General features: G+C 44.7%; 22 protein-coding genes. 10 read left to right on the top strand and 12 right to left on the bottom strand.

The features are described from left to right. The first annotated feature begins 148 nt into the window (after positions 1-148). Together AAFP14_RS21150 and AAFP14_RS21155 are read left to right on the top strand one after the other, a co-directional pair. Positions 149-2,890, top strand: a complete 2,742-nt coding sequence (locus AAFP14_RS21150; protein ID WP_341734214.1) for an endonuclease MutS2 — start codon at positions 149-151, stop codon at positions 2,888-2,890. 256 nt (positions 2,891-3,146) lie between these two features. Then, the gene (locus AAFP14_RS21155) at positions 3,147-4,088 is read left to right on the top strand and encodes a DNA-methyltransferase (protein WP_341734179.1); all 942 of its coding nucleotides are present in this window, start codon (positions 3,147-3,149) and stop codon (positions 4,086-4,088) included. Here AAFP14_RS21155 and AAFP14_RS21160 read toward each other — a convergent pair. Next, entirely contained in the window at positions 4,051-4,602 is a 552-nt protein-coding gene (locus AAFP14_RS21160) for a hypothetical protein (protein ID WP_341734180.1), read from the bottom strand. The genes AAFP14_RS21155 and AAFP14_RS21160 overlap by 38 nt on opposite strands. Beyond that, complete coding sequence (locus AAFP14_RS21165; protein WP_341734181.1) at positions 4,592-4,804, bottom strand: helix-turn-helix domain-containing protein; 213 nt, start codon at positions 4,802-4,804, stop codon at positions 4,592-4,594. The genes AAFP14_RS21160 and AAFP14_RS21165 overlap by 11 nt, the downstream gene beginning before the upstream one ends. 385 nt (positions 4,805-5,189) lie before the next feature. Here AAFP14_RS21165 and AAFP14_RS21170 point away from each other — a divergent pair, with 385 nt between their 5' ends. Next, positions 5,190-5,795: a DUF3038 domain-containing protein gene (locus AAFP14_RS21170; protein WP_341734215.1), complete on the top strand. Its 606-nt coding sequence runs from the start codon at positions 5,190-5,192 to the stop codon at positions 5,793-5,795. 122 nt (positions 5,796-5,917) lie between these two features. Then, on the top strand, positions 5,918-7,531 hold the full coding sequence (locus AAFP14_RS21175; RefSeq protein WP_341734182.1) for a DUF4335 domain-containing protein: 1,614 nt from the start codon (positions 5,918-5,920) through the stop codon (positions 7,529-7,531). Positions 7,532-7,837: 306 nt separating this feature from the next. Here the strand turns inward: AAFP14_RS21175 and AAFP14_RS21180 are convergent, their stop codons facing one another. The 3 genes from AAFP14_RS21180 to AAFP14_RS21190 form a co-directional block, all read right to left on the bottom strand. Beyond that, positions 7,838-8,665, bottom strand: coding sequence for a S1C family serine protease (locus AAFP14_RS21180; RefSeq protein ID WP_341734183.1), 828 nt, complete (start codon positions 8,663-8,665; stop codon positions 7,838-7,840). A 320-nt stretch (positions 8,666-8,985) separates the two neighbouring features. Further along, positions 8,986-9,957 carry a hydroxymethylbilane synthase gene (hemC, locus tag AAFP14_RS21185; protein ID WP_341734184.1) on the bottom strand — a complete coding sequence of 324 codons (972 nt, stop codon included), beginning with the start codon at positions 9,955-9,957 and terminating at the stop codon, positions 8,986-8,988. Positions 9,958-10,228: 271 nt separating this feature from the next. Next, positions 10,229-10,786 (bottom strand): hypothetical protein, encoded by a 558-nt coding sequence (locus tag AAFP14_RS21190; protein WP_341734185.1) that lies wholly within the window; start codon positions 10,784-10,786, stop codon positions 10,229-10,231. Between the two features lie 188 nt (positions 10,787-10,974). Between AAFP14_RS21190 and AAFP14_RS21195 the strand changes: the two genes are divergently transcribed. After that, the gene (locus AAFP14_RS21195) at positions 10,975-12,060 is read left to right on the top strand and encodes a T4 RnlA family RNA ligase (RefSeq protein WP_341734186.1); all 1,086 of its coding nucleotides are present in this window, start codon (positions 10,975-10,977) and stop codon (positions 12,058-12,060) included. A gap of 96 nt (positions 12,061-12,156) precedes the next feature. Next, complete coding sequence (locus AAFP14_RS21200; RefSeq protein WP_341734187.1) at positions 12,157-13,005, top strand: phosphatase domain-containing protein; 849 nt, start codon at positions 12,157-12,159, stop codon at positions 13,003-13,005. A gap of 119 nt (positions 13,006-13,124) precedes the next feature. Here the strand turns inward: AAFP14_RS21200 and AAFP14_RS21205 are convergent, their stop codons facing one another. From AAFP14_RS21205 to AAFP14_RS21225, 5 genes are all read right to left on the bottom strand, one after another. Beyond that, on the bottom strand, positions 13,125-13,547 hold the full coding sequence (locus AAFP14_RS21205) for a hypothetical protein (protein WP_472851074.1): 423 nt from the start codon (positions 13,545-13,547) through the stop codon (positions 13,125-13,127). Positions 13,548-13,790: 243 nt separating this feature from the next. Next, a complete protein-coding gene (locus tag AAFP14_RS21210) occupies positions 13,791-14,618 on the bottom strand; it encodes a DUF1822 family protein (protein ID WP_341734188.1) in 828 nt (275 codons plus the stop codon). Between the two features lie 638 nt (positions 14,619-15,256). Continuing rightward, positions 15,257-16,141, bottom strand: a complete 885-nt coding sequence (locus AAFP14_RS21215) for a hypothetical protein (protein WP_341734189.1) — start codon at positions 16,139-16,141, stop codon at positions 15,257-15,259. Then, on the bottom strand, positions 16,129-16,533 hold the full coding sequence (locus AAFP14_RS21220; RefSeq protein ID WP_341734190.1) for a hypothetical protein: 405 nt from the start codon (positions 16,531-16,533) through the stop codon (positions 16,129-16,131). Before AAFP14_RS21220 ends, AAFP14_RS21215 begins: the two co-directional genes overlap by 13 nt. Positions 16,534-16,701: 168 nt before the next feature. Then, the gene (locus tag AAFP14_RS21225) at positions 16,702-17,421 is read right to left on the bottom strand and encodes a hypothetical protein (RefSeq protein WP_341734191.1); all 720 of its coding nucleotides are present in this window, start codon (positions 17,419-17,421) and stop codon (positions 16,702-16,704) included. Between the two features lie 75 nt (positions 17,422-17,496). Here AAFP14_RS21225 and AAFP14_RS21230 point away from each other — a divergent pair, with 75 nt between their 5' ends. Next, on the top strand, positions 17,497-18,081 hold the full coding sequence (locus AAFP14_RS21230; protein WP_341734192.1) for a Uma2 family endonuclease: 585 nt from the start codon (positions 17,497-17,499) through the stop codon (positions 18,079-18,081). Positions 18,082-18,151: 70 nt separating this feature from the next. Here the strand turns inward: AAFP14_RS21230 and AAFP14_RS21235 are convergent, their stop codons facing one another. Continuing rightward, positions 18,152-19,687, bottom strand: a complete 1,536-nt coding sequence (locus AAFP14_RS21235) for a mercuric reductase (RefSeq protein ID WP_341734193.1) — start codon at positions 19,685-19,687, stop codon at positions 18,152-18,154. Positions 19,688-19,703: 16 nt separating this feature from the next. Continuing rightward, on the bottom strand, positions 19,704-20,435 hold the full coding sequence (locus AAFP14_RS21240; protein WP_341734194.1) for a TVP38/TMEM64 family protein: 732 nt from the start codon (positions 20,433-20,435) through the stop codon (positions 19,704-19,706). 282 nt (positions 20,436-20,717) lie between these two features. Here AAFP14_RS21240 and AAFP14_RS21245 point away from each other — a divergent pair, with 282 nt between their 5' ends. Genes AAFP14_RS21245 through AAFP14_RS21255 form a run of 3 tightly spaced genes read left to right on the top strand, consistent with a single transcriptional unit; the run spans position 20,718 to position 22,266 of the window. Further along, positions 20,718-21,749 carry a cysteine hydrolase family protein gene (locus AAFP14_RS21245; RefSeq protein WP_341734195.1) on the top strand — a complete coding sequence of 344 codons (1,032 nt, stop codon included), beginning with the start codon at positions 20,718-20,720 and terminating at the stop codon, positions 21,747-21,749. 5 nt (positions 21,750-21,754) lie between these two features. Further along, positions 21,755-21,985: a hypothetical protein gene (locus AAFP14_RS21250; RefSeq protein WP_341734196.1), complete on the top strand. Its 231-nt coding sequence runs from the start codon at positions 21,755-21,757 to the stop codon at positions 21,983-21,985. After that, positions 21,982-22,266: a type II toxin-antitoxin system RelE/ParE family toxin gene (locus AAFP14_RS21255; protein ID WP_341734197.1), complete on the top strand. Its 285-nt coding sequence runs from the start codon at positions 21,982-21,984 to the stop codon at positions 22,264-22,266. The genes AAFP14_RS21250 and AAFP14_RS21255 overlap by 4 nt, the downstream gene beginning before the upstream one ends. Positions 22,267-22,555: the final 289 nt, after the last annotated feature.

A 22,555-nucleotide genomic window follows, 5' to 3' on the forward strand; every position in this document is an offset into this window, starting at 1 on the left:
ATTTAAAATTAAAATAATTAAATGTTACCAAAAATTACCAATAACTACCCCCAGAAACTCCAAAAAACTTTAAAATTAATTGATATTATCGTCAATAACCCTTCTCGGTCAGCGCCTGGGAATGCCAATTACCAACAACCCCTCAACTTTGATTCAATCCGAAACACTCGAACTATTAGAATGGTCGCGCTTGTGTCAGCACTTGGCTACCTTCGCGGCCACCAAACTCGGTGTCGCCGCCGCCCAGGACCTCCAAATCCCGGAATCTCAAGCTGAAACAGCAGAATTGCTAGCTCAAACTCAGGAAGCTTATCAGTTAGATAACCGTCCCGGCGGTGCTTTGGCTTTTGAAGGCATCCAAGACATCGGTACTTCGCTGCAACGAGCTGAACTTCAAGGTTTGCTCAGTGGCGAAGAATTACTGGCGATTGCTACCACCCTGGCGGGAGCGAGACAATTGCGCCGCATCATTGACAACCAGCCAGATGTGCCGACACTGAAGGATTTGGCTGCTCAATTGCGGACTTATCCTGAAATCGAACAAGAAATACATCGGTGTATAGACGATCGCGCCCAAGTAGCCGATCGCGCCACTCCTAAATTAGCAGGAATTAGAGTTCAAATACGACAGTTGCGCGATCGCATTTATCAAATATTACAAGGAATTTTGCAGCGACAATCCAACGCCGTCCAAGAACAAGTAATTACCCAAAGAAACGCGCGCTTTGTAATTCCCGTCAAAGCTCCCCAAAAAGATGCAATACCGGGCATCGTTCACGACTCCTCAGCCAGTGGCGCGACACTGTATGTAGAACCCCATAATACAGTAAATCTCAACAACCAGATGCGGCAATTTCTCAGACAAGAACAAGTCGAAGAAGAAGCAGTTCGCCGCGCCCTGACGGAGCAAGTAGGAGCAGTCAAGCCAGACTTAGATAGATTGTTGGTGGTAGTGACAACTTTAGATTTAGCCACAGCCAAAGCGCGTTACGGCTTTTGGCTAGAAGCAAATCCACCTAATTTTATTGAATTGGGCAATACAGAATTAGCAGCAAACAAGGGAGAAATAGCAGAGGCAGAAAACTCAGAAAACTCGGAAAATCCCAAAGTACAAATTCCCAACTTGCGATCGCAAATTACCCTGCGCCAGTTGCGCCATCCCCTGTTAGTTTGGCAACAGCAATACGAACAAGGCTTTCCAGTAGTGCCGATCGATTTAACCATCGCACCGCACATTCGCGTCGTCGCCATCACCGGCCCCAACACCGGCGGCAAAACTGTCACCCTCAAAACCTTGGGATTAGCAGCTTTAATGGCAAAGTCAGGAATGTTTGTTCCCGCCCGCGAACCTGTAGAATTGCCGTGGTTCGACAATATTTTGGCAGATATTGGTGACGAGCAATCTTTGCAACAAAGTTTGTCAACTTTCAGCGGTCACATTCGCCGAATCAGCCGCATTTTAGCAGTCTTGAAAAAAGGAGGAGAAGAGGATTCAGACCTCCCAATTCCCCATACTTCAACTACCCTTCGACTACGCTCAGGGGACACGGTTTCCGATACTTCAACTACCCTTCGACTACGCTCAGGGGACACGGTTTCCGATACTTCGACTACCCTTCGACTACGCTCAGGGGACACGGTTTCCGATACTTCAACTACCCTTCGACTACGCTCAGGGGACACGGTTCCCGATGCCCAATTCCCCATTCCCAAATCTTTAGTTTTATTAGATGAAGTAGGAGCGGGGACAGACCCCTCAGAAGGCAGTGCTTTGGCGATCGCCCTGTTGCAATACCTCGCCCAAAACTCCCTATTAACAGTCGCAACTACCCACTTTGGCGAACTCAAAGCCCTCAAATATCAAGACTCCCGCTTTGAAAATGCCTCAGTGGAATTTGACGATAGTTCCATGCAGCCCACCTATCGGCTACTGTGGGGAATTCCCGGACGTTCCAACGCTCTGAGCATTGCCAAAAGACTTGGTTTGCTACCATCCATCGTCGCACAAGCTCAAACCTATGTTGGGGGTGCTTCTGTCGATGTCAATCAAGTAATTGCTGGACTCGAAGCCCAGCGGCGGAAACAGGAAACCAAAGCCAAAGAAGCAACCCAACTGCTGCAACAAACCGAAAAACTCCACCAGGAAGTTTCTCAAAAAGCAGCAGCTTTGAAAGAAAGAGAGCGGGAACTAAAAATTGCTCAGGAAGTGGCGGTAAATGAGGCGATAGGCACGGCAAAATCAGAAATTGCTCAAATCATTCGGCGCTTGCAGTCGGGCAACCAAACGGCTCAAAAAGCCCAACAGGCGACAGAAACTTTAAATCAAATTTCTCAGCAACATTTGCCCTCGCGCAAAGCACCCGCTAAGCCGAAACCGGGTTTTATGCCAAAAGTGGGCGATCGCATCCGCATTCCCAGCTTGGGCCAAACCGCCGAAGTCCTCAGCGGGCCAGATGCTAACGAAGAATTGAGCGTCAGGTTTGGGATTATGAAAATGACTGTCAAACTGGCAGAAATTGAATCCCTCGATGGTGAAAAACCTGAAACCAAAGCCCAATTAGCCAAGATAGCAGCTCAAGCACAGGCTACTGCTAAGGCTAAACAAGCTCAGTCGGAAGTTCCCAAACCAAATCCTGAAATCGCCATTCGGACTGCCAATAATACGATCGACTTGCGAGGTGCGAGAGTTTCCGATGCGGAAATTGAAGTAGACAGAGCTCTTTCCAAAGCCTTTGAATACGGAGTGCTGTGGATAGTTCACGGCAAAGGTACGGGACAGTTGCGACGGGGTATTCATGAATTTCTTGACACCCATCCCCAGGTTTCTCGCTATGAGTTGGCCAGTCAAAAAGAGGGTGGTGGAGGTGTGACGATCGCTTTTTTGAAGTAGTCAGGATTGAGGTATTGCTGGTGGATTACTGATTATAGGTTTGTAGGCAGCAAAACAAGCTGGATTGAATCTATGATTTGGACTACCTATAGCGAGTGTAAATGAGTTGTGATTTTTTTTTAACGAACCGCGAAGACGCAAAGAACGCGAAGTTCGGAAAGAGAAGAGAAGTTTCACGACTCATTTATACTCGCTAGATACTGCAAATGTGGCATAATTGAAATTTGAGTTGCAACTTGAGTAAACTGCCAGACTAATGAGACAAGCTCCCTCAAATGAAGTTTTGGTTGGCGACTGTCGTGAAGTGATGAAGACATTGCCAGAAAATTATTTTTCTGCGTGTATCACTGACCCGCCTTATAATTATGAATTTATTGGTCATAAATGGGATGACTCGGAAATTCAAAGGCGTAGGGAAAAAGTGAATGGCAAGGGAAATAAAACCCTTGTTAAAAATATTCCCTATGGCAGTGGTTTAGCAGGTGGAGTCAGAAACGAAAAATGGTATCAAAGGAATCGTAAAAATACTCTGGATTATGAGCAGTGGTGTTTGGATTGGGGTGAGCAGCTTTTTCGGATCTGCAAACCGGGTGCGACAGTTTTAGTTTTCAACAGTACACGAACTATTGCTCACGTACAAGTAGCCCTGGAAAATGCTGGGTTCTATGCGAGAGATATGCTTGTTTATAAAAGATCGAGTGGTATCCCTAAAGGTGTCAATATCAAACAACAGTTTGAAAAGAAAGGATATGAAAATCCCGAAAAATGGGATGGTTGGCACAGTTGTCTCAGGAATGAATGGGAAGCAATCTGCGTACTTCAAAAACCACTGGTGAATAATTACTTGGAAACTCTACAGGAGTATGGTACTGGTCTATTTTATACTAAAGATCGGTTTGGTGGTTTTCAGTCAAATATTTTAGAAGGTATACAGCGTGAGAAAACCGAGGAGTTTAACGTCCATTGTACGGTTAAACCGATCGCTCTCATGAGAAAGCTAGTTGAAATATTTGTACCGCGTTTGGAAAATTCTATTTTAATCGATCCTTTCGCAGGATCGGGAACTACATTACTGGCGGCGCAAGAATTTGGGATTAAGTATGTTGGCATTGAAATAGTACCTGACTACATAGAGATTATCAAGAAGCGCCTTGATAGTTTCAGCGGTTTACAGGGAATTCTCCCACTTTTCCAGTAAGAAATGACTTTAAATCAAACCCACTTATTGTTTGTATAAAATCAAACGAAGCATCGCCAGTGTAAACTCTCCAGGTCCCTACTTGGCACGCTGTAATAGCTGCGGGCAAATTATCTTGTCTAAGTATTAAAAAAACTGGCTCATAATTATAAGTACGAAGTAGTGGGCCATAGGATTTGAACTTTTTCAGTGTTCCAGAATCTCCTGAGCCAATACGATATTTTGTATCGATCGCGTACCCATCAACAATCAGATCGCACGGCTCATCACTTCCCACTTTAAATGCTGGCTGAAAACTACTGCAATATGCTTTGCAGGTTTCCGTAACTAACAATTGCCAACACATTCCTAACTCACGTCCCCAATATTGCTTATTTTCTTTTTTTATTATGGGAGAGATACCAAACACATCCATTAAAATATCGTGTTCTTCATTCTCTTCTGTGTAAACTTTCTCGGTAAATGAATTTTGGTATCTTGCTAAAATTTGCTCTAGTTTTTTTTCAGTCATCATCAGTTACCAGTTCAGCTAAAGTAACGGATAATGCCTTGGCTATTTTGTTTGCATTAAGCAGCGTTATATTCCTTTCACCTCGTTCAACTGAGCCAATATAAGTACGATGTAATTCAGATAGTTCTGCAAGCTGATCTTGGGAAAGATTTCTGAGCTTTCTGAAATGTCTAACTTTTTTGCCAAATTGCTCCGTAATATCCATAGATTGCGCCAGCTTAAGCAACGACAACTATAATCTGACAGACTATAAGTAGCGACAGACTATAAGTAGCATTCGAGATAGCTAGAATCTTTGGATTGATATAGGTCCCGATCGCTTCAAAACACTGATTTGATTTTGGTCACTCTGTGGAGTAGCATAGTTGGGGGGAAATTTTGGTTATGGGCTTGTTGCGGGCGATCGCACTTAAAAACGCAACTTTCAACTCGCAATTCCGTCTAGCAGTCAGAGTTGCCGGAATCAAAGCTCATGGGTGTGGAGCCAAATTAATACAGTTGCTGTGGGGATGCTGGCGAGGAGCTCTTATCACCATACACTGCTGTTTGAGATCCAGCCTGAACCTGTCTTAATTTTCAATGCTGAAGCTATGCGCTCGATCGTAAAGTCCTCCACTCCCACCAACGAAGCGGGCACATCTCCCAACTGGGAAGAATTGACCCAAAAAGCACCAGAACCTACCCAGTTGGACAACATTAAATCTCAACTGGATTTAGTGCTGTTAGCCCTAGAGGCACTAGCGGGGATTGGCTCGGAGGCAATACTCAAGGTGGCAGTCGAACTGAATTTAGAGTCAATGGTGGCCGATCGCGTGGCATTATGGCGACTACGCCAGTCTAACCCGCTGCGGAAAGGCCAGGGGGGACGGAAAAAACTGGATGTAGAAGAAGCCCGCTCCCTCGTTTTGATTAGTTGCCACTTGGCCTCACAGCACCAAGCCTTAATTCGTCGTGCTGTGGCACTGCTTGAACAAATGGCAGAGCAAAATCGCGAACCTCACACCATAGCTTTGCTGGGAGACTATATTGACAGATTCAGCAACACTTATGGCGATCGTATGGAAGACGCAGAAAACTTATCCGGCGCACAACTAACTAATTTAGCCCTCAAACTGTTGATCGATTTACTCTTCTACAGCAGTCCCGGCGGCCACCGTCGTCTTTGGTTAGCTCTGCTCGATCGGGCTAAGAGTTAAGTATAAACTCATGAAATGGAGGCAGAGCCTCCGGATCTGCGTTACCAGGCAGAGCCTGGTAACGAGAATTCCTTCTTCCTTCTTCCTTCTTCCTTCTTCCTTCTTCCTTCTTCCTTCCTTTTATGGTTCTAAAACGGTACACGCCCCCCACTTGCACGCTGGAAATTACAGCTAAAAGTTCGCCCCTATCTCGTTGGGCGGGCAAACCCGTGTTGAAATCTCTCAGCTTTGAACTGCGACTCGACGATCCGCGACTGCCAGATACCGAACACGTTACTCTCAAGGGCGATCGACTGCAACTAGAAGCCCTCCACGAAGCAGTCAACTTCTACATTCAACACTTTCTGGGCGAATCCCGCCCTTGGGAAACCAGCCTCACATCTGAAGCTAAGGATAGCCTGGGGAAAACTGACTCAGCACCAGCCCGCAGCCCCGTCATCCTGCATGAATCTTTAAACCCTTCAGAAACAACAATTTTTGAGTCAAACTCTTCAGAGGCACAAAAAAATGCGGATCTTCCGGTTCATCCCCACTTGAAACCCCGCGGCCTGCTCTCCCACAACTTATTCTTAGGCTCTTTGACAGTGGCAGAATCCGGACCGGTAGTTCCCTTGAGTACCGTCCAACTGTTTGATTTAGCCACGGCTTTGGATCAATACAGCAGCGAGGTGATGGCACTTCCGAACCTCGGTCGATCGCCCCAACGCCCCCAGGCCTCACCTTGGGTCAAAGTGGCTGCAATGGTTGTCGCCAGCGTCGGTTTAACCACAGGTGTCATCAAAGTGCTTCAGGAGAGTCGATCGGCAGAAATCGCCTCAGCCCCCGGCACTCAAGCATCCAACCCAACTCCCCAGCCCAACCTAGCCGTAGGGGTGTCTCCCAGTCCGGCCCCAGCAACACCAACGCCGCCAGCGCCAACCCCCTCAGCCACACCAACCTTGCCACCCCTGCCGCCCCCGCCCCTCAACAGCAACCCATCCTCCAGTCCCAGCTTACCCCCCATCGTCGCCTCTCCAGCTCCGGCAATTAACAAACCCAGCCCCATCCAGCAGCCGGCCGTGCTATTTCCACCTAACAACAGCGCACCCAATGCAGCACCCAATCCTCAAGGGCAAATAATCACCATTCCCGCACCCGCAGAACTACCAATTTCTGCCCCTTCCCAGCCACCCTCAGCGCCCAATGGACTCCCCCCCGCCCCACGGGCGCCACAGAGACTAGCTCCCCCCGTACCACCAAGGCTAGGGCCCACCGCAGCGCCACCCCTGCCGCCCTCCCTATCTGCTTCGCGGTTGCCAATTGAGCCCCAAGAATCAATCCCTCGTCCCATCGGGCCGATTGTTCCCCCAAGCAGTACGGAACTACCACCCCTTGAGGATGCTCAACCCAAAACTGAGTCAGACAAAAACAAAGTAGCAAGTGGAAGCCAAGCAAATCGCACTTTATTTGATACAATCCCCCAAGTTTCTGAAGCTAAAACTTATTTTGAGGAACGCTGGAAGCCGCCAGAAGGTATGCAAGAAACTTTGGAATACAGTTTGCAGATAGATGAAACAGGTTCTATCCAAAATATTATGCCAATGGGAAAGGCAGCAGGAGATTATATCGATCGCACAAATATGCCTTTAGTCGGCGAGCCTTTTGTTTCTGCGGTTTCTAATGGCACTCCCCCCAGAATTCGAGTTGTTCTGCGGCCCAACGGTCGAGTCCAAACTTTTTTGGAACAAAGTAATTAAACTTTGTTATTGGTGATTGGTTATTAGTTATTGGTGATTGGTTATTTGTTAGATCAAATCCGGTAGCATCTTAACTATATCGTACCTGTAGGGGCGGGTTCACCGACAATTTTTATCACCTACAAACAATCTTAATAAACCCGCCCCCACCCAAGGAATAACCCCCAACAACTTACTCCATAGCGAATCACCATATAATCTGCAAAAAAGAACGATCGCCCTTTCCATTCATCTCCGCCAATCTACCTAGATTTGGGGTGACAAAAAGTGCGATCGCCCTTTTGACAAATCACCAATAACTACCAACTAATCATCAGAATCATCCTCAAAAGTCTCCTCAAAACCAGCTAAAAAGTCATCCAGGGCGATGGAGGCGATCGCCAAATTAAAACTATCAGCATCTTCCAATCCCCACGCATTCACTCCCACAACTTGACCGGCCATATTAATCAACGGGCCACCAGAATTTCCCGGATTAATCGACGCATCAGTTTCTAACACCTTCACCTCAGCAATATCATCCTCATCATCCTCACCTTCCTCATACTCCTCCGGTTCCCGAATTCCACTAATAATCCCCTGACTTACAGCAGAAGCCAACTGTCCCAAAGGATTTCCCACAGCAATTACTCGATCGCCCACTTTCACATCAAAACACAACTCTAAAGGAGGATATTCTTCAGGAGATTCCACTTGTTTGCCAGTCTTCAGATCGAGCACAAAACCAGTAATCAACAGCAAGGCTAAATCCTCTTCTGCATTACCAGTGAATATCACCTCAGCCATTCTCAACTTGCCGTCATTAGTTTCCACTAAAACCTGTTCGACTTCATCTTCCTCATAGAAATAATCTTCATCAGCAATATCTTCCACAACATGATAGTTAGTCACAATCGTGTCCGGCGTTACAAAAAAACCACTACCCGAAGAAATTTCTTCTCCCGTATCCCAATCCATGACATAAATTGAAACTACAGACGGCAAAACTTGCTCAACTACATCAGAAAAATTGCCAGTCAGAGTTTTAAACTCTTTCAATTGCTGCTGCAAAGCTTTTTTATCGGCCTGCATTTTACGATAAAGTTGCTGAAGCTTTGCCAATTCTAGCCTTAATTGAGTTTCCCGAACGCTCATATTTTGCCTTTCCCTGAAATAGATTACTGATTAATTTTTGCTGTTTGATTGTAGATTTTCTATTGGGATGTTTACTATTATTAAGACTGACGCAGAGAAACCCGGTCTCTAGAAAAAATCGTTAATTTTACGACCTGATATAGAAAAAGCCGGGTTTCATAAATCCAGGGTCTAAGTCCTCTTTAAAACTCCCATCTAAACTCTACAAACAGACTGCTAATGCACCTGTTTTGCCAAACCGAATCGCCCATTATTTTTATTATTGTACAAAAGGCGATAATTCGCGTCCAACACCGTAAAAAATAGAGCTATTGAAAAGTTCAAGAACCTCGTTGAACTTCCCTAAAGATTTCCTCCAAAATTTCACTAGCCCCCTGGGCACGCAAGCGGTGCGCGAGGTCAATACCCAGCAGTTCAGCAGTTTCGGCTGCGCCACTCACAGTATCTTTCACCAACCGCAAACCGTCTAAACTAGATACCATTCCGGTTAAAGTTAATTGACCGTTTTCAATTTTGGTATTGACACCGATCGGCACTTGACAGCCACCTTCCAATTCCCGCAGAAAAGCCCGTTCAGCATAACATCTTTGGGCAGTTTCCGGGTGTTCTAGAGCTTTAATCACTTCCAGGATCTCTGGATCTCCGGCACGACATTCGATGCCCAAAGCACCTTGTCCCACCGCGTGGAGGGAGATTTCCGGGGCGATAACTTGGTGGATGCGATCGCCCATACCCAATCTTTCCAATCCCGCCACTGCTAAAATAATCGCGTCGTAACCACCGTCATCTAATTTAGCAAGTCGAGTATTCAAATTCCCACGAATATCTTTAAATTCAAAATGAGGGAAATGGTGGCGTAATTGAGCCAGTCGTCGGAGGGAAGAAGTACCGATCACCGCACCGGCTGGCAGCGTATCGAGTTGCTTGTCTTTATGTTTTTCGTGTACAACTAAAGCATCAGCAGGATTTTCCCGTTCGGTGACGCATCCTAAGATTAAACCTTCCGGTAAATTCGTTGGCAAATCTTTCAGGGAATGAACGGCAAAGTCCGTTTCATTGTTAAGCATTCCCGTTTCTAATTCTTTGGTAAAAAGTCCTTTATCACCAATTTTAGCGAGGGCAACATCCAGAATTATGTCCCCTTGGGTGGACATCGTGTGGACTTCAAAAGTGTGTTGCGGGAAATGTTTCTGTAGCTCTGCTTGCACCCAGTGTGTTTGAACTAGAGCGAGTTGACTTTTACGAGAACCGATGCGGACGGTTCGTGAGGGAGCAGATGCGGTTGTAGACATAAGATCGAGCTTGAAATGAGCCAATATATTCACCTGATCTAGCCTACCGCAGGTGGGGACTTTAATCGGCGGTTCGGATAATTCAGCCGATAAAATATAAATATCAGATTGCGATCGCCACTACCACCAGGTGTCTATTATATTTCTCATCAAGTGTTCTGCCTAGTCCTGTGAGGCGATCGACTCGCCCCACAGCATATATTTACTCCCCACAATATGAATTTTTATTGCGATATTGGCGATCGCAACTGGTAGAAATACACGCCACAGCTTACCGCTTCCCAGCTTGAATCGCCGAATTGGCCATCTTAATTACATCAGCTTCCCGTCCATTTTTAATTGCTACCGTATAAAGAACTCCCTGAGATTTCCACTCAACCGAAGCTGTGCAGTAAGCCCCACAACCGTTATGAAAAACTCCTTTCACACCCCTCGCCAGTTGCACATTTTTTAACGTCTTAGTTACCCCTTCGATTTTTGTCGAAAACTCACCACCTTTTTGAGCTCGAATTTCTCCAAAACTGCAAGCTGTCACACCATTACACTCTGCTGTAAGATCCATTGAAATAGTATAGCTATCTGTTTTTGCCGTAGTTTGATAGTAAAGTTTTTCTGAATCAAGAAGACTGGGAATAAAAATCGGCACTTGGGTTTTGCCTTTTAACTTGGCCAAAATTTCACTTACTTTAACCGCAGTACCCGCTTCTGCAAGTTGTTTTTTTTCTCCTTGTCGCTGCGGTGATGCCGACACTCCAAAAGCTACCGATGTAGGTGCTACAGCAGTCAATAGGCAGACAGAAATTACCAAAGCTAAAAAGTTTTTGTTCACTTTTTTTCCTCTCTATTAAAATATTGCAGTTGTTTGCAGAAGCCGATTCACCTATGTACAACCATGCTTCCAAATACACAATCCATCATAGCTTTTCCGTAAAAATAGTTTTTTTATAATCTTGACCAAGTTGCTAAAATATGCAACCACAGATAAGATTGAAAAGGAGAGTAATTTAGGAGTCGATCGTGGAACTGCAAGAGTATTTGCGCCAGCACGGATTAGAAAAATTGTCAGAAACTTATCATATCAGAGTTACTCGCGATCGCCAATATCCTCATTTAGTCTGTCTGAAATACTCGCAGATAGAATCCCCGATGGGAGAAAAAATAGTCCAACAGTGTCGAGGTATCATTTTAGACTCATCCCAAGATTGGCAGATAGTCTCTTATCCCTACGACAAATTTTTCAACTACGGAGAAAGCCACGCAGCTAAAATTGATTGGAACAGTGCCAAAGTTTACGAAAAACTTGATGGTTCTCTGATTGTACTTTACTTTTACCATGGAGAATGGAGAGTCCAATCTAGCGGCACCCCCGACGCAGCCGGCGAAGTTAACGGTTTTGGATTTAGCTTTGCTACACTATTTTGGAAAGTATGGCAAGAATTGGGATACAAATTACCAGCAGAAACCGACCAATGTTTTATCTTTGAGTTAATGACACCTTACAATCGCATAGTTGTTCAACAAAAAAACAATCAAATTGTGCTCCACGGAGTTCGCAACCCTCAAACTAGGCTAGAAAGTGACCCTAGTATTTGGGCTAATAAATATGGATGGCAATTAGTCAAATCCTATCCTTTAACTAGCTTAGAAGCAGCTATAGAAGCCGCTAATAACTTAAAGCCGATGGATTCAGAAGGATATATTATCTGCGATGCTCATTTCAACCGAATTAAAGTCAAATCTCCTCAATATGTCGCCATTTCTCATCTGCGTGAAGGCTTTTCTACACGCCGGATGATTGAGATTGTTTTAACTAATGAAGGAGAAGAATTTTTAGCTTATTTTCCTGAGTGGACGGAATTGTACCAAAAAGTTAAGGAGAAATATCAATCATTGGTTCAAGAAATTGAGGAGGTTTACCGACAGCATGAATCTATCGAAGTTCAGAAAGATTTTGCATTGGCTGTGAAGCATTTACCCTATTCTGGGATTTTGTTTTCCTTGCGCGCCCAGAGAGTTGCCGGTGTCAAAGAAGCTCTCCGGGATGTTAATATTCCTAAGATAGAGGAGTTATTGGGTTTAGATTACATCCATTTAGGTTTGTGAGGTTTGCAGAGAATCGGCGGTTGAAACCGCGACTACACAAACAAAGTCCGGATGGTGCGCGGACTAAAGAATTAAGTTGCAAATTACCAATTTACCATGAAAAGAGTTATTATACTTGTCGGTTTACCTGCTTCAGGAAAATCTCAATTTGCGAAAGAGTTGCTGCTATCTGAACCGACTAAATGGGTTCGTAGCAATAAAGATTTGTTGCGAGAAATGGCCCATGCTTCTCATTGGTCGCCAGCCAATGAGAAATTTATAATGCAGTTGAGAGATACGATTATTTTGATGGCTTTAGAAAATGGCAAACACGTCATTGTTGATGATACTAACTTTGGTCCCCATATCGAACATATTAAAGAGTTGGTCAAAGGTCAAGCTATTGTAGAAGTTAATGATTCTTTCCTGCAAGTTCCGGTGGAGGAATGTATTAAACGGGATTTGAAAAGACTCAATTCTGTGGGCAAAGATGTGATAATGAAGATGTACAATAAGTATGTCCGGGTTCCCGTTCAGCCACCGGCATATAATCCCGAATTGCCCGATGCAATTATTGTGGATATGGATGGTACTTTATCGCTTTTGAATGGTAGAAATCCTTTTGATGCTTCTAAGTGCGATCGGGATTTACCCAATCAGCCCGTCCTAGATACCATCCACAAGTGGCAGTCTAGCGTTAATATTATCGTAGTTTCGGGCAGAACCGATGATTGTCAGCCTCAAACAGAAAAATGGTTACAGCAGCATGAGGTGAATTATGCTGGTCTTTATCTGCGGAAAACGGGAGATATGAGGAAGGATGCGATTATGAAGGAGGAAATTTATCGGCAGCATATTGAAGGCAAGTATAACATTAAGTTTGTTTTGGACGATCGCCAGCAAGTTGTGGATATGTGGAGAGGCTTGGGATTGACTGTATTCCAAGTGGATGAAGGGGATTTTTAAAGAAACCTCGGCGGTTGAAACCGCGTCTACACAAACGAAGTCCGCCTTCGCGGACTAAGAGATAAACGCGGTATTTAAGCTGGGTTTCTTTGATTTTTACGGCGGCAGTCCTAAAGAAATTAATGCAAACCCTGACAAATAAACCCCGACCAATAAATCAAATCATCAAAAGGATTCGGCATCGCTGAAAATTGTTTTGACATACCTTTATACCATTCAATTTCTTCCTGAATCTTACTCTCCGGCTTCACTATTCCCAGCAACTTATCCTTCAACTCCTTATACTCAACCTTCCCTCTCTTGTAGGATTTCTGCCGCAATTTTAACTCCTCCTTTTCCCCCTGCACCTTAAGCAATTTCCCATTTAATTTCTTAATAATCAGATCGCAAAGCTGGTGCAACCCCTCACCCGAAATTGTCCGCAACCTCACCTGTGCGTCTCGTAACGCCTCTGGACGACTCAAACCTTTCTGGCGATACTGATAATAAAAGATGGAAAACAGCCCCGTTACCGGCTCAACCTTCCACAAAGTGCTGACCACACTGCGAGCACCCGCACACAAAAAACCCGTCCCCAAACTAAGAATATCATCAGTAATTTCCGTTGGAGTTTACCTTTGATTTTGTGTATATATATCTATCGCCAATTTGGGGGGAAATTATGCAAAATTCCCGAAAAATTATAGGACTTACGCATGGGGCCCAGAAACCGGGTTTTTACGACAATATTTCGTTTCCACCCGCAGATGCGGCCAAAAACCCGGTTTCTTTAGTCAGTGGGTGCCCTACGATTCATCGCCATCTCCCCAAATTTCAGCTAATTTTTCCAACAACTCTTCAGCAATCAGATTCAGTTCCGCTTTCACCTCCTCCTCCATATCTGAAACCTTCTCAACAGGTGAAGATTTATGACTTGAGAAAGATAGATTTCTACTTCCCGCCAAAGCCTTCCCCCCTTCATATCCCCAGTCAGATTTCTCACTACTGCGATAAACTCCATTCAAAATTGCCACAATTTCCGAAATAGATTTGTTTTGCAACTTCTCCCGGACTTGTGCTTGTACGGGGTCATCTTCTGCCAAATCCGATAGCAACTCGTCAATTTCACCTTGCAACAGCGGAATTGCCAACTCAATCCGATCCAAATAATCCAACAATTCCTCAATTGGTTTGAGATTAGTGAGAGAAATCGCTTCAGTTTCCTCCACAATTTCCACAGCCGGAATAAACCCCAAAAGTTTAACTTTATCGAAAGGTTCCGCAAACTGAACAGCGATATAAGCAATCCGATTTTCGCGCACTTCCGGCAGAGAAATCGCCGTTTCTCCAAGCATCACCGGACAGCATTCTATCTTGCCAATTCCCGGTAAGACTAAATCAGCAACATCCAAAACCGCCCGCATTCCTGGATTCCAACTATCACCGCCATCAATATCAGTTTCCAGTTCCATCCATTCCAAAAAATAGTTAACCGCCCAAACCGCAAGGGTATTGAAATAAACCCGTTTGCCTTTTTGCGGATTAGCTTGCTCCGAAGCAAATTGCAGAGCCAAATTGCGTGCAGTTTGCTCCAGAGGAATTTCTAACAAATAAGTATCCATGCTATTCACCATTATTCCTCCGGTTGATATCCAAACTTAAGTGCAATCTCTTTGATAAGAGGTAAACCTGTTCTTTTCCAGTGAGACTTGAAAGTTTGATAGTTAATGTTTAACTCTTTGGCAATTACAGAAAATTTATCGGGAGGGTCTTTCAACAACAAGCGCCGTGCTAGTACATGACAATTTGCCTCCGGTTTGTCACTGGGATAACAGTTTCGCAGTTTTCCATGGGGTTGGAGAGTTTATGCAGATTTAGGGAAAGTTTTTTGTGGTGTCCCCGATGCGAGGACATTGCACCGTGCCCTTCTTCGTGTCAACTTAAGGTTAAACCCAATCAGAGACGGCTGTTTGACGGTTAAGGCTAGATCCCCCCTAGCCCCCCTTAAGAAGGGGGGGACAAGAGCTTTCAAAGTCTGTTTAAGAGGGGACAAGAATCGGATCAAAGTCCCCCTTTTTAAGGGGGATTTAGGGGGATCTAGACTGCGATACAAACGAGAGATTTCAGTTCAAAGTCCCCCTTTTTAAGGGGGATTTAGGGGGATCTAGGCTGCGATACAAAGGAGAGGTTTCAGTTCAAAGTCCCCCTTCTTAAGGGGGATTTAGGGGGATCTAGACTGCGATACAAACGAGAGATACAGAGGGTTTCAGTCTCAAACAGTATCCTTCATGGCATCAGAATGTCGTTCTTCCCGCCACCGAGATTCGGCTTCTGCGTAACGCTGTCGCGCTGTGGTGATTTCTTCCTCGTAATGCTTGATTTTGTTCCCGTATTTGTGATTCAACCACTGAATGTCGTGGGCGAAACTTTCCTTCAATTTTTGTTCTTGGACTTCCACCCATTCAATTTTCAACTGCGCCATTTGTTCCGGTGAATAAGTACCAGCGGGCGGTTCATATTGTTCGGCCATTTGAGCAACATCGGCTTGAAACTTAAAGTACCGCTGTTCCCGTTTTTCGTCTTGTTCTTTTTCGATTTGATGTTTTTCTTTTTCGTACCACTCGATTTGGAAGTCGGCTTCTACCATGTCCCAATTTTTCAATCGCCCGCTGGTGTCGCCTTCGCTGATAAATTTTTCGCGTCGCACTTTTAAGGCTTGCTCGTAGGCGAGTTCTCGCTGTTTCAGAGCAATTTCTTCGTCGATTACAGCAATCTGATTTGCTGCGATTTCGGTGATTTCTATCGGGAGGCTGCTTTCGTATTGTCCGATTAGGGAACGGTTGTGTCCGGGCATTTCAAAGGCGTCGTTTTGCAGTGATGCGGCTCCCCATAACATTACCACGGGTAGGCTGGCGGCGATCGCATTTAACACAATTCCCCCCGGTAATCCCAACCCGATGACAATTCCCAGAGACATCGCGTATTCGGTGCCGCTCAATCCCAGGGCTAAACCGACATCGCTAAAGGGTAGTTTGTTCAAATATTGACCTTCTACTTTCAGGACTAAGGCAGTTTGAGATTGGTAAAAAGTTTCGCCAAATTCATTTTTTGGGGGGTCGGCTTGTTTTTGTTTTTCGATGTCTTTCAAGGCTTGCATGGTGCTACTTTTTTGCGATGATGTTCCATCACTTTCATCACTTTTTTGTCCGCCACCACCCCCGCAGCGCCGCCGATGAACAAACTCGCTGGAATGCTCATACTTGCCAAGCGAGAAGTCAGTATTTGCGCTCCCGCACTGAAGGTAAGTGCGCTCATTATTCCTACCGCAATATTGACTATTTTTTTTGTTTCCGGGTTGGGGTTGCGCCTCGCTAAAGGTGTTAAATCGTTAATCCGTGTTTTGGCTTTTTCTCCTTCTGCATATCGTTTTTCCCGCTGACTCATTTGGGCTTTGATTTGTTCGGGGAGTAGGGCGGTTAATTGTTGGGGAAGGTATTGCCATGCGATGATGCTGGCGGCAGAGTTATAGTGATTATTGGTAGAATTCATGGGTTTTATCTTGTTGTTTTTGCTTGATAAGTTAGTGTCGCTACGGATTGAAGGTTTATGCAGAATTTTGATAAATTGTTTGGCTATTCCTTCTATGACGGGCGCGGTTGAAACCGCGTCTACACACACAAAGTCCGCCTGCGCGGACTAAGAAATATCCGAAGTGAATCAATTTGATTGAGTTGTCATTTTTCTGGCTTTGCTAAAGGCTGCATCTATGCAAGGTGTCATCGATCGCCTCACTGCATCTTCGTCTTTGCTTTCATCTAAAACGCAGACACTATCTTTGCTGCTCAATTGGTTGGTTAGGTCTTCGTATAATTGCCCTTGCGGCACGATAAATGAGATGACTACTCCTTGTTTTTCCATGTCATCAACTAGGGTTTTGACTCGATTGAAATCGATCGCCCGTTCGCCTTGACGTGGCTCGAAGTCATTGGCTAGAATGGTTAGTATGCCGGGATTTTTGTTGGTTTGATGTTGTTGTTGAATGGCATTTTGACTCCGTTCCAATAAGGCAACAAGAGAGGTTCCTGGTTGTTTTTTGGTAATCGATCGCCCGTTGTGTTGACATTCCCCCATGAGGGTTAAACGGTTGCTAAGGGAGATGGTTTTGGTGACTAGGGCGCGATCGGCAAACGGAATGCTGACAGCGGTATCTCCGGGTTTGTAATGTTGGCTGCTGAGTTGACAGTGGGTTTGTCTCTGCAAGGTGTAGCGATCGGCTGAAAGCGAGTTATCGTCAGCGCGGTAGTGTACGATCGGTTGAGTGGCAAGTTCTGGGTAAATGAATGCTCCAAGGGCGATCGCGCTGACACCCAAAGCAGCTACAATCGCTGGAGACTTGTACCAAGCTTTCTCCGATTCAGTTGTGTAATTCACCATCATGATGACTTCTCCATTGCGCTTTTGAAGAGATGTCGCAGGAGTCTCCGAGTTTATGCAAATCGCCCTAAAAAAAATATGATAGCAATTCCCCAAACACCCCAAAAAATGACGGTTGAGGAATACCTAGCATGGGAAGCTCAACAAGAGATTCGCCACGAATATGTCAACGGCGAAGTTTTTGCGATGACAGGTAGTACAATTCCTCATAACGATATTGCACTTAATTTTTATACTGCATTACGTCCTCATATACGTTCGAGAGGCTGTCGGATGAACGTGTCAGATGTGAAATTGCAAGTCAGTTTTCAAAGCCGTTATTACTATCCTGATGTGATAGTCAGTTGCGATGCTCAAGACTTGAATTCCCGCCAATTCATCCAGAATCCTAAAATCATTGTGGAAGTTCTTTCTCCCAGTACAAGTGCTAAAGATCGGGATGAAAAATTTACTTGTTACCTGAAAATTCCGACTTTGCAAGAGTATATCTTGATTGATTCACAAAAGATTTTTGTGGAACGTTATTGTCGGGGAGAGGGGAAAATGTGGCTGTACTATTCTTACACTGCTGGGGAGATTATCACTCTATCAAGTATTGGGTTTAATTTGCCGATCGCCCTTTTGTATGAAGACGTTGTATTTGAAACAGCAACAGAAACCTAAAAATACCCCTCATCCAGTCAGCGCAGGCGGACTTTGTTTGTGTAGTAGCGGTTTCAACCGCCGAGTTATGTTATCGAGTCCAAGCCAGCCATTTATTAAACAAATTCTTCACAAACGGTGTCAAGCGAGTACGATTGTAAGCATCTCCTGCTTTCCGAATTGCATCAGCTTGTGTCGGATAGGGATGAATGACGCTAGCAATTTTTCCTAAACCAATATTGTTAACCATTGCTAAAGTAATTTCGCTAATCATATCTCCGGCGTTTCTCGCCACAATCGTTGCACCTAATATTTTATCGCTACCTTTCTTGACGTGAATTTTCACAAAACCTTCATCTTCACCGTCTATAATTGCGCGATCGACTTGACTGAAAGGAATCAAAAATGTATCGATATCAGTCCCTTTAGCTTTAGCCTCCGCTTCCCCAATTCCAACGTGGGCTACCTCTGGGATAGTATAAGTACACCAAGGAATCGTTAAAGCACTGAGCTTTTTGCGTCCGAAAAACAGCGTATTTTGAATGACAATCCTCGCCGCAAAATCAGCAGCGTGAGTGAATTTATACTTCATGCAAATGTCGCCCGCCGCGTAAATGTGGGGATTAGTAGTTTGCAAATTGTCATTGACAAATACGCCAGTTTTTGTATTGTAATCAACACCCACAGCCTCCAAATTCAATCCTTCGACATTGGGCGATCGCCCGGTGCCTAGGAGAATTTCATCTACTGTTACAGTACCAGCTTTACCCTGACATTTATAATAAATTACTTTGCCTGTATTTGTTGACTCAACGCGCTCTATTTTCGATTCAAGTATTAACTGAATTCCTTCCCGCACAAAAGCCTGCTGCACAATGTTAGCAGCATCGACATCTTCCTTATCCAAAATGTGAGCATTTTTGTGGAATAACACGACTTCTGAACCCAGCCTGCGGAAGGCTTGAGCTAATTCGCACCCGATCGGACCTGCACCAATTACTGCTAAACGCTGAGGTTTTTCGGTAAGGTTAAACACAGTTTCATTAGTCAGATATCCAGTTGCTTCTAAACCGGGAATTTGCGGTTGTAGCGCCCTTGCACCTGTGGTAATTACTGCTTTTTTAAAGCGGAGAGTTTGACCAGCCACTTCTACTGTATTGTTGCTAGTAAAACGACCTGAACCTAGAAATATATCGACTCCTAATTTGTCCTGATATCGTTGCACAGAATCAACATCGCTGATGTCGGCCCTAATGCGTCGCAGTCTTTCCATCACCGCGGAAAAATCAACTTCTGTACCGTTAGGAACGCTAACACCAAATTTACTTGCTTCCGAGATATCAGCGACAATACGAGACGCACGAATCAGCAATTTTGAAGGCACGCAACCGACATTTAAGCAATCGCCTCCCATCAAATGTTTTTCAATCAAAGCAACTTTCGCACCCAAGCCTGCGGCACCGGCGGCCACAATTAATCCGGCGGGTCCGGCTCCAATTACTACTAAGTTGTAACAGCTAGCTGGCTGGGGATTTACCCAATTTGATGGATGTAAATAGGAGACTAATTTTTGGTTGTGTTCGTCCATCGGGGGGACTGTGACGCGATCGACTTTTGAGTGTGACATTAGCAAATTCTCCTAATTAAACACTTTCATCCAAAGCTTGGCGAGCTATCCGAGTGAGAGAGATAGTAATAGCGACTGTTGCTATAAAACTGATGATATTTATCGACCATTTTACTGCGGAATCTTGGGGATTAGTACACCCTGTTGCTACGCCTATGGCCGCCAAATCTCCTACCAAAGAACCGGAATAAACATACAGAATAGTTCCTGGTATCATCCCCAAGGAACCGAGGATATAATCTTTCAAAGAAACTTGGGTAATCCCCAAAATGTAATTCAATAAATTAAAAGGAAATAAAGGACAAAGACGACTCAGAAATACTATTTTTAATCCTTGTTGAGAAATTGCGCGATCGAGAGCTTGGAACTTGGGATGGGCTGCCATATATTTTAGCAGGCGATCGCGCGACAAGTATCGCCCAATCAGAAAAGCAAAGGTGGCTCCTAAAGTTGCCGCTACAAACACGTAGACTGAACCCCACCACAGCCCAAACAGCACCCCACCTCCTAGGGTCAAAACAGCACCTGGTATAAATAGTATAGTAGCTAAGTTGTAAGTGGCTACAAATGCGACTGGTCCCCACCACCCTAAGTCCTGGATCTGGATGAGCACTGTTCTTAAAAAATCTTGAAGGTAGGAAGATTTAGTTGCTAGAATGAACAGGGATAGTGAAAGGGCGATCGATAAAAAAAATAATTTGCGTTTAAAAATATTCCGGGGATAATTTCGATTTTGTGCTTGTGGCATAACTCACCCTAAATAGCTATTTGGATTATGGGTAACACTTTCACTGGTTTGTAGTTAGGTCTGTGGGCGATAACGAAAGTTTAAAATTAGTTGGCAATGCCGGAAACTTGGGTTATCATTGATTATGATAGTCTAATTTCCTAAAGTTTTAATTTTTTTTTACCGCAGAGGGCGCAGAGAGCGCAGAGAAAGAGCGGGTAGAAAGATGGGTTGACTAAGGGTTGAATATTTTTGATTGTCAATTTAAGTTTTTGTGAAAATCCACTGTCAAGTGAATTAGCCATGACTGCAAACAGTTTACTCCCCATTCCTGAGTATTTTGACCCGAAGAAAGTCAGCGAAGTCTGGCGGGTGTGTTATCAAGAACGTGCTGTTCAAGCTAAAGAATGGGCTGTGAAACACAGTATTCTGCCTGCTGCTAGGGACACCCACCGTATTTGTTTGTTGATAATTGATGCCCAAAATACTTTTTGTTTGCCGGAATTTGAATTATTTGTGGGTGGGCGTTCGGGTAGTGGTGCTATTGATGACAATCTGCGACTGTGCGAGTTCATTTACCGCAATTTAGACAGAATTACTACAATCGCGCCCACTATGGATACCCATACGGCTATGCAAATTTTTCATCCAATTTTTTGGATAAATGCAGCAGGGGAACATCCGCAACCAGCCGTAACTTCCATTAGCCTAGAAGATGTTGCCAAAGGTGTTTGGAAAGTTAATCCTGCCGTGGCTGATAGCCTCAGCGGGGGCAATTTTTCGGCCCTGGAAAAACACGCTCTGCATTACGTGCAGAAACTTAGCGATAATGGCAAATATCCCTTGACAATTTGGCCCTATCACTCGATGCTTGGTGGTATCGGACACGCGCTGGTTTCGGCGGTGGAAGAAGCTATTTTTTTCCATAGCATCGCCCGCGAAACTCAAGCCATTTTTGAAATCAAAGGTGGCAATCCCCTCACCGAAAACTATTCTGTTTTGCAGCCGGAAGTTTTAGAAGGGGCGGATGGGAGTGCGATCGCTCAAAAGAATGTTAGTTTTATTGATAAGTTGCTGGATTTTGATGCAGTCATTATTGCTGGACAAGCTAAAAGTCATTGCGTTGCTTGGACAATTGATGATTTATTGACGGAAATTTTGGCGCGGGATTCGGAGTTAGCAAAGAAGGTTTATTTGTTGGAAGATTGTACTTCGCCTGTGGTTGTTCCTGGTGTTGTTGATTTTACGGAAGCAGCAGATGCAACTTTTCAAAGATTTGCAGCGGCGGGTATGAATGTGGTTAAATCTACTGAGTTTGAAGTACCATCAAGATAAATGATATGAATACCCTTGACCAAGTGCTAGAAACTGCTTTGAATCTAACCTATGAACAGCAGGAAATGTTGATTAAAATTCTACAAAACCGTCACCGCGAAAGTCGCCGTGCAGAAATAGCTTTGGATGCCCAACAAACTTTGGCTGATTTCCGTGCAGGTCAATTTCGACAGCAATCAGCCGAGGATGTCGTTGCAGCTTTGCGCCAGTCTTTGTACGACGAGCCAGAATTATGAGACGGCTGATTTTAACGCCTAAATTCAAACGGGCATTCCAAAAGTTTGTGAGGCGAAATGCTGACCTCCAGCAGCGCATTGAAGATATTCTTCAACAAATGGAAGCAGACGTATTTTTCCCTGGCTTAGGTACTCATAAACTAAGCGGTCAACTTGACGGTTTTCAGTCTTGTTCTTGTGGTTATGATTGTCGTGTTGTCTTCTCTATTGAGCAGGATGCTGAAACAAACACAGAAGTCATTGTTCTGCTAGACATCGGCACTCATGATGAAGTTTATTAAGTGGGGGCGGGTTTTCGAGGTTAGCAATTTTTGGCGTTTATGGTTGGTGAAACCCGCCCCTACCTTTCCTTGCTTATTTCCCGTCCAGTGGAGTGGCGGGTTTTCGAGGTTAGCAATTTTTGGCGTTTATGGTTGGTGAAACCCGCCCCTACCTTTCCTTGCTTATTTCCCGTCCAGTGGAGGGGCGGGTTTTCGAGGTTAGCAATTTTTGGCGTTTATGGTTGGTGAAACCCGCCCCTACCTTTCCTTGTTTATTTCCCGTCCAGTGGAGGGGCGGGTTTTCGAGGTT

The sequence above is a fragment of the Microcoleus sp. EPA2 genome (genome assembly GCA_020882975.1).
GTDB lineage: Bacteria > Cyanobacteriota > Cyanobacteriia > Cyanobacteriales > Microcoleaceae > Microcoleus.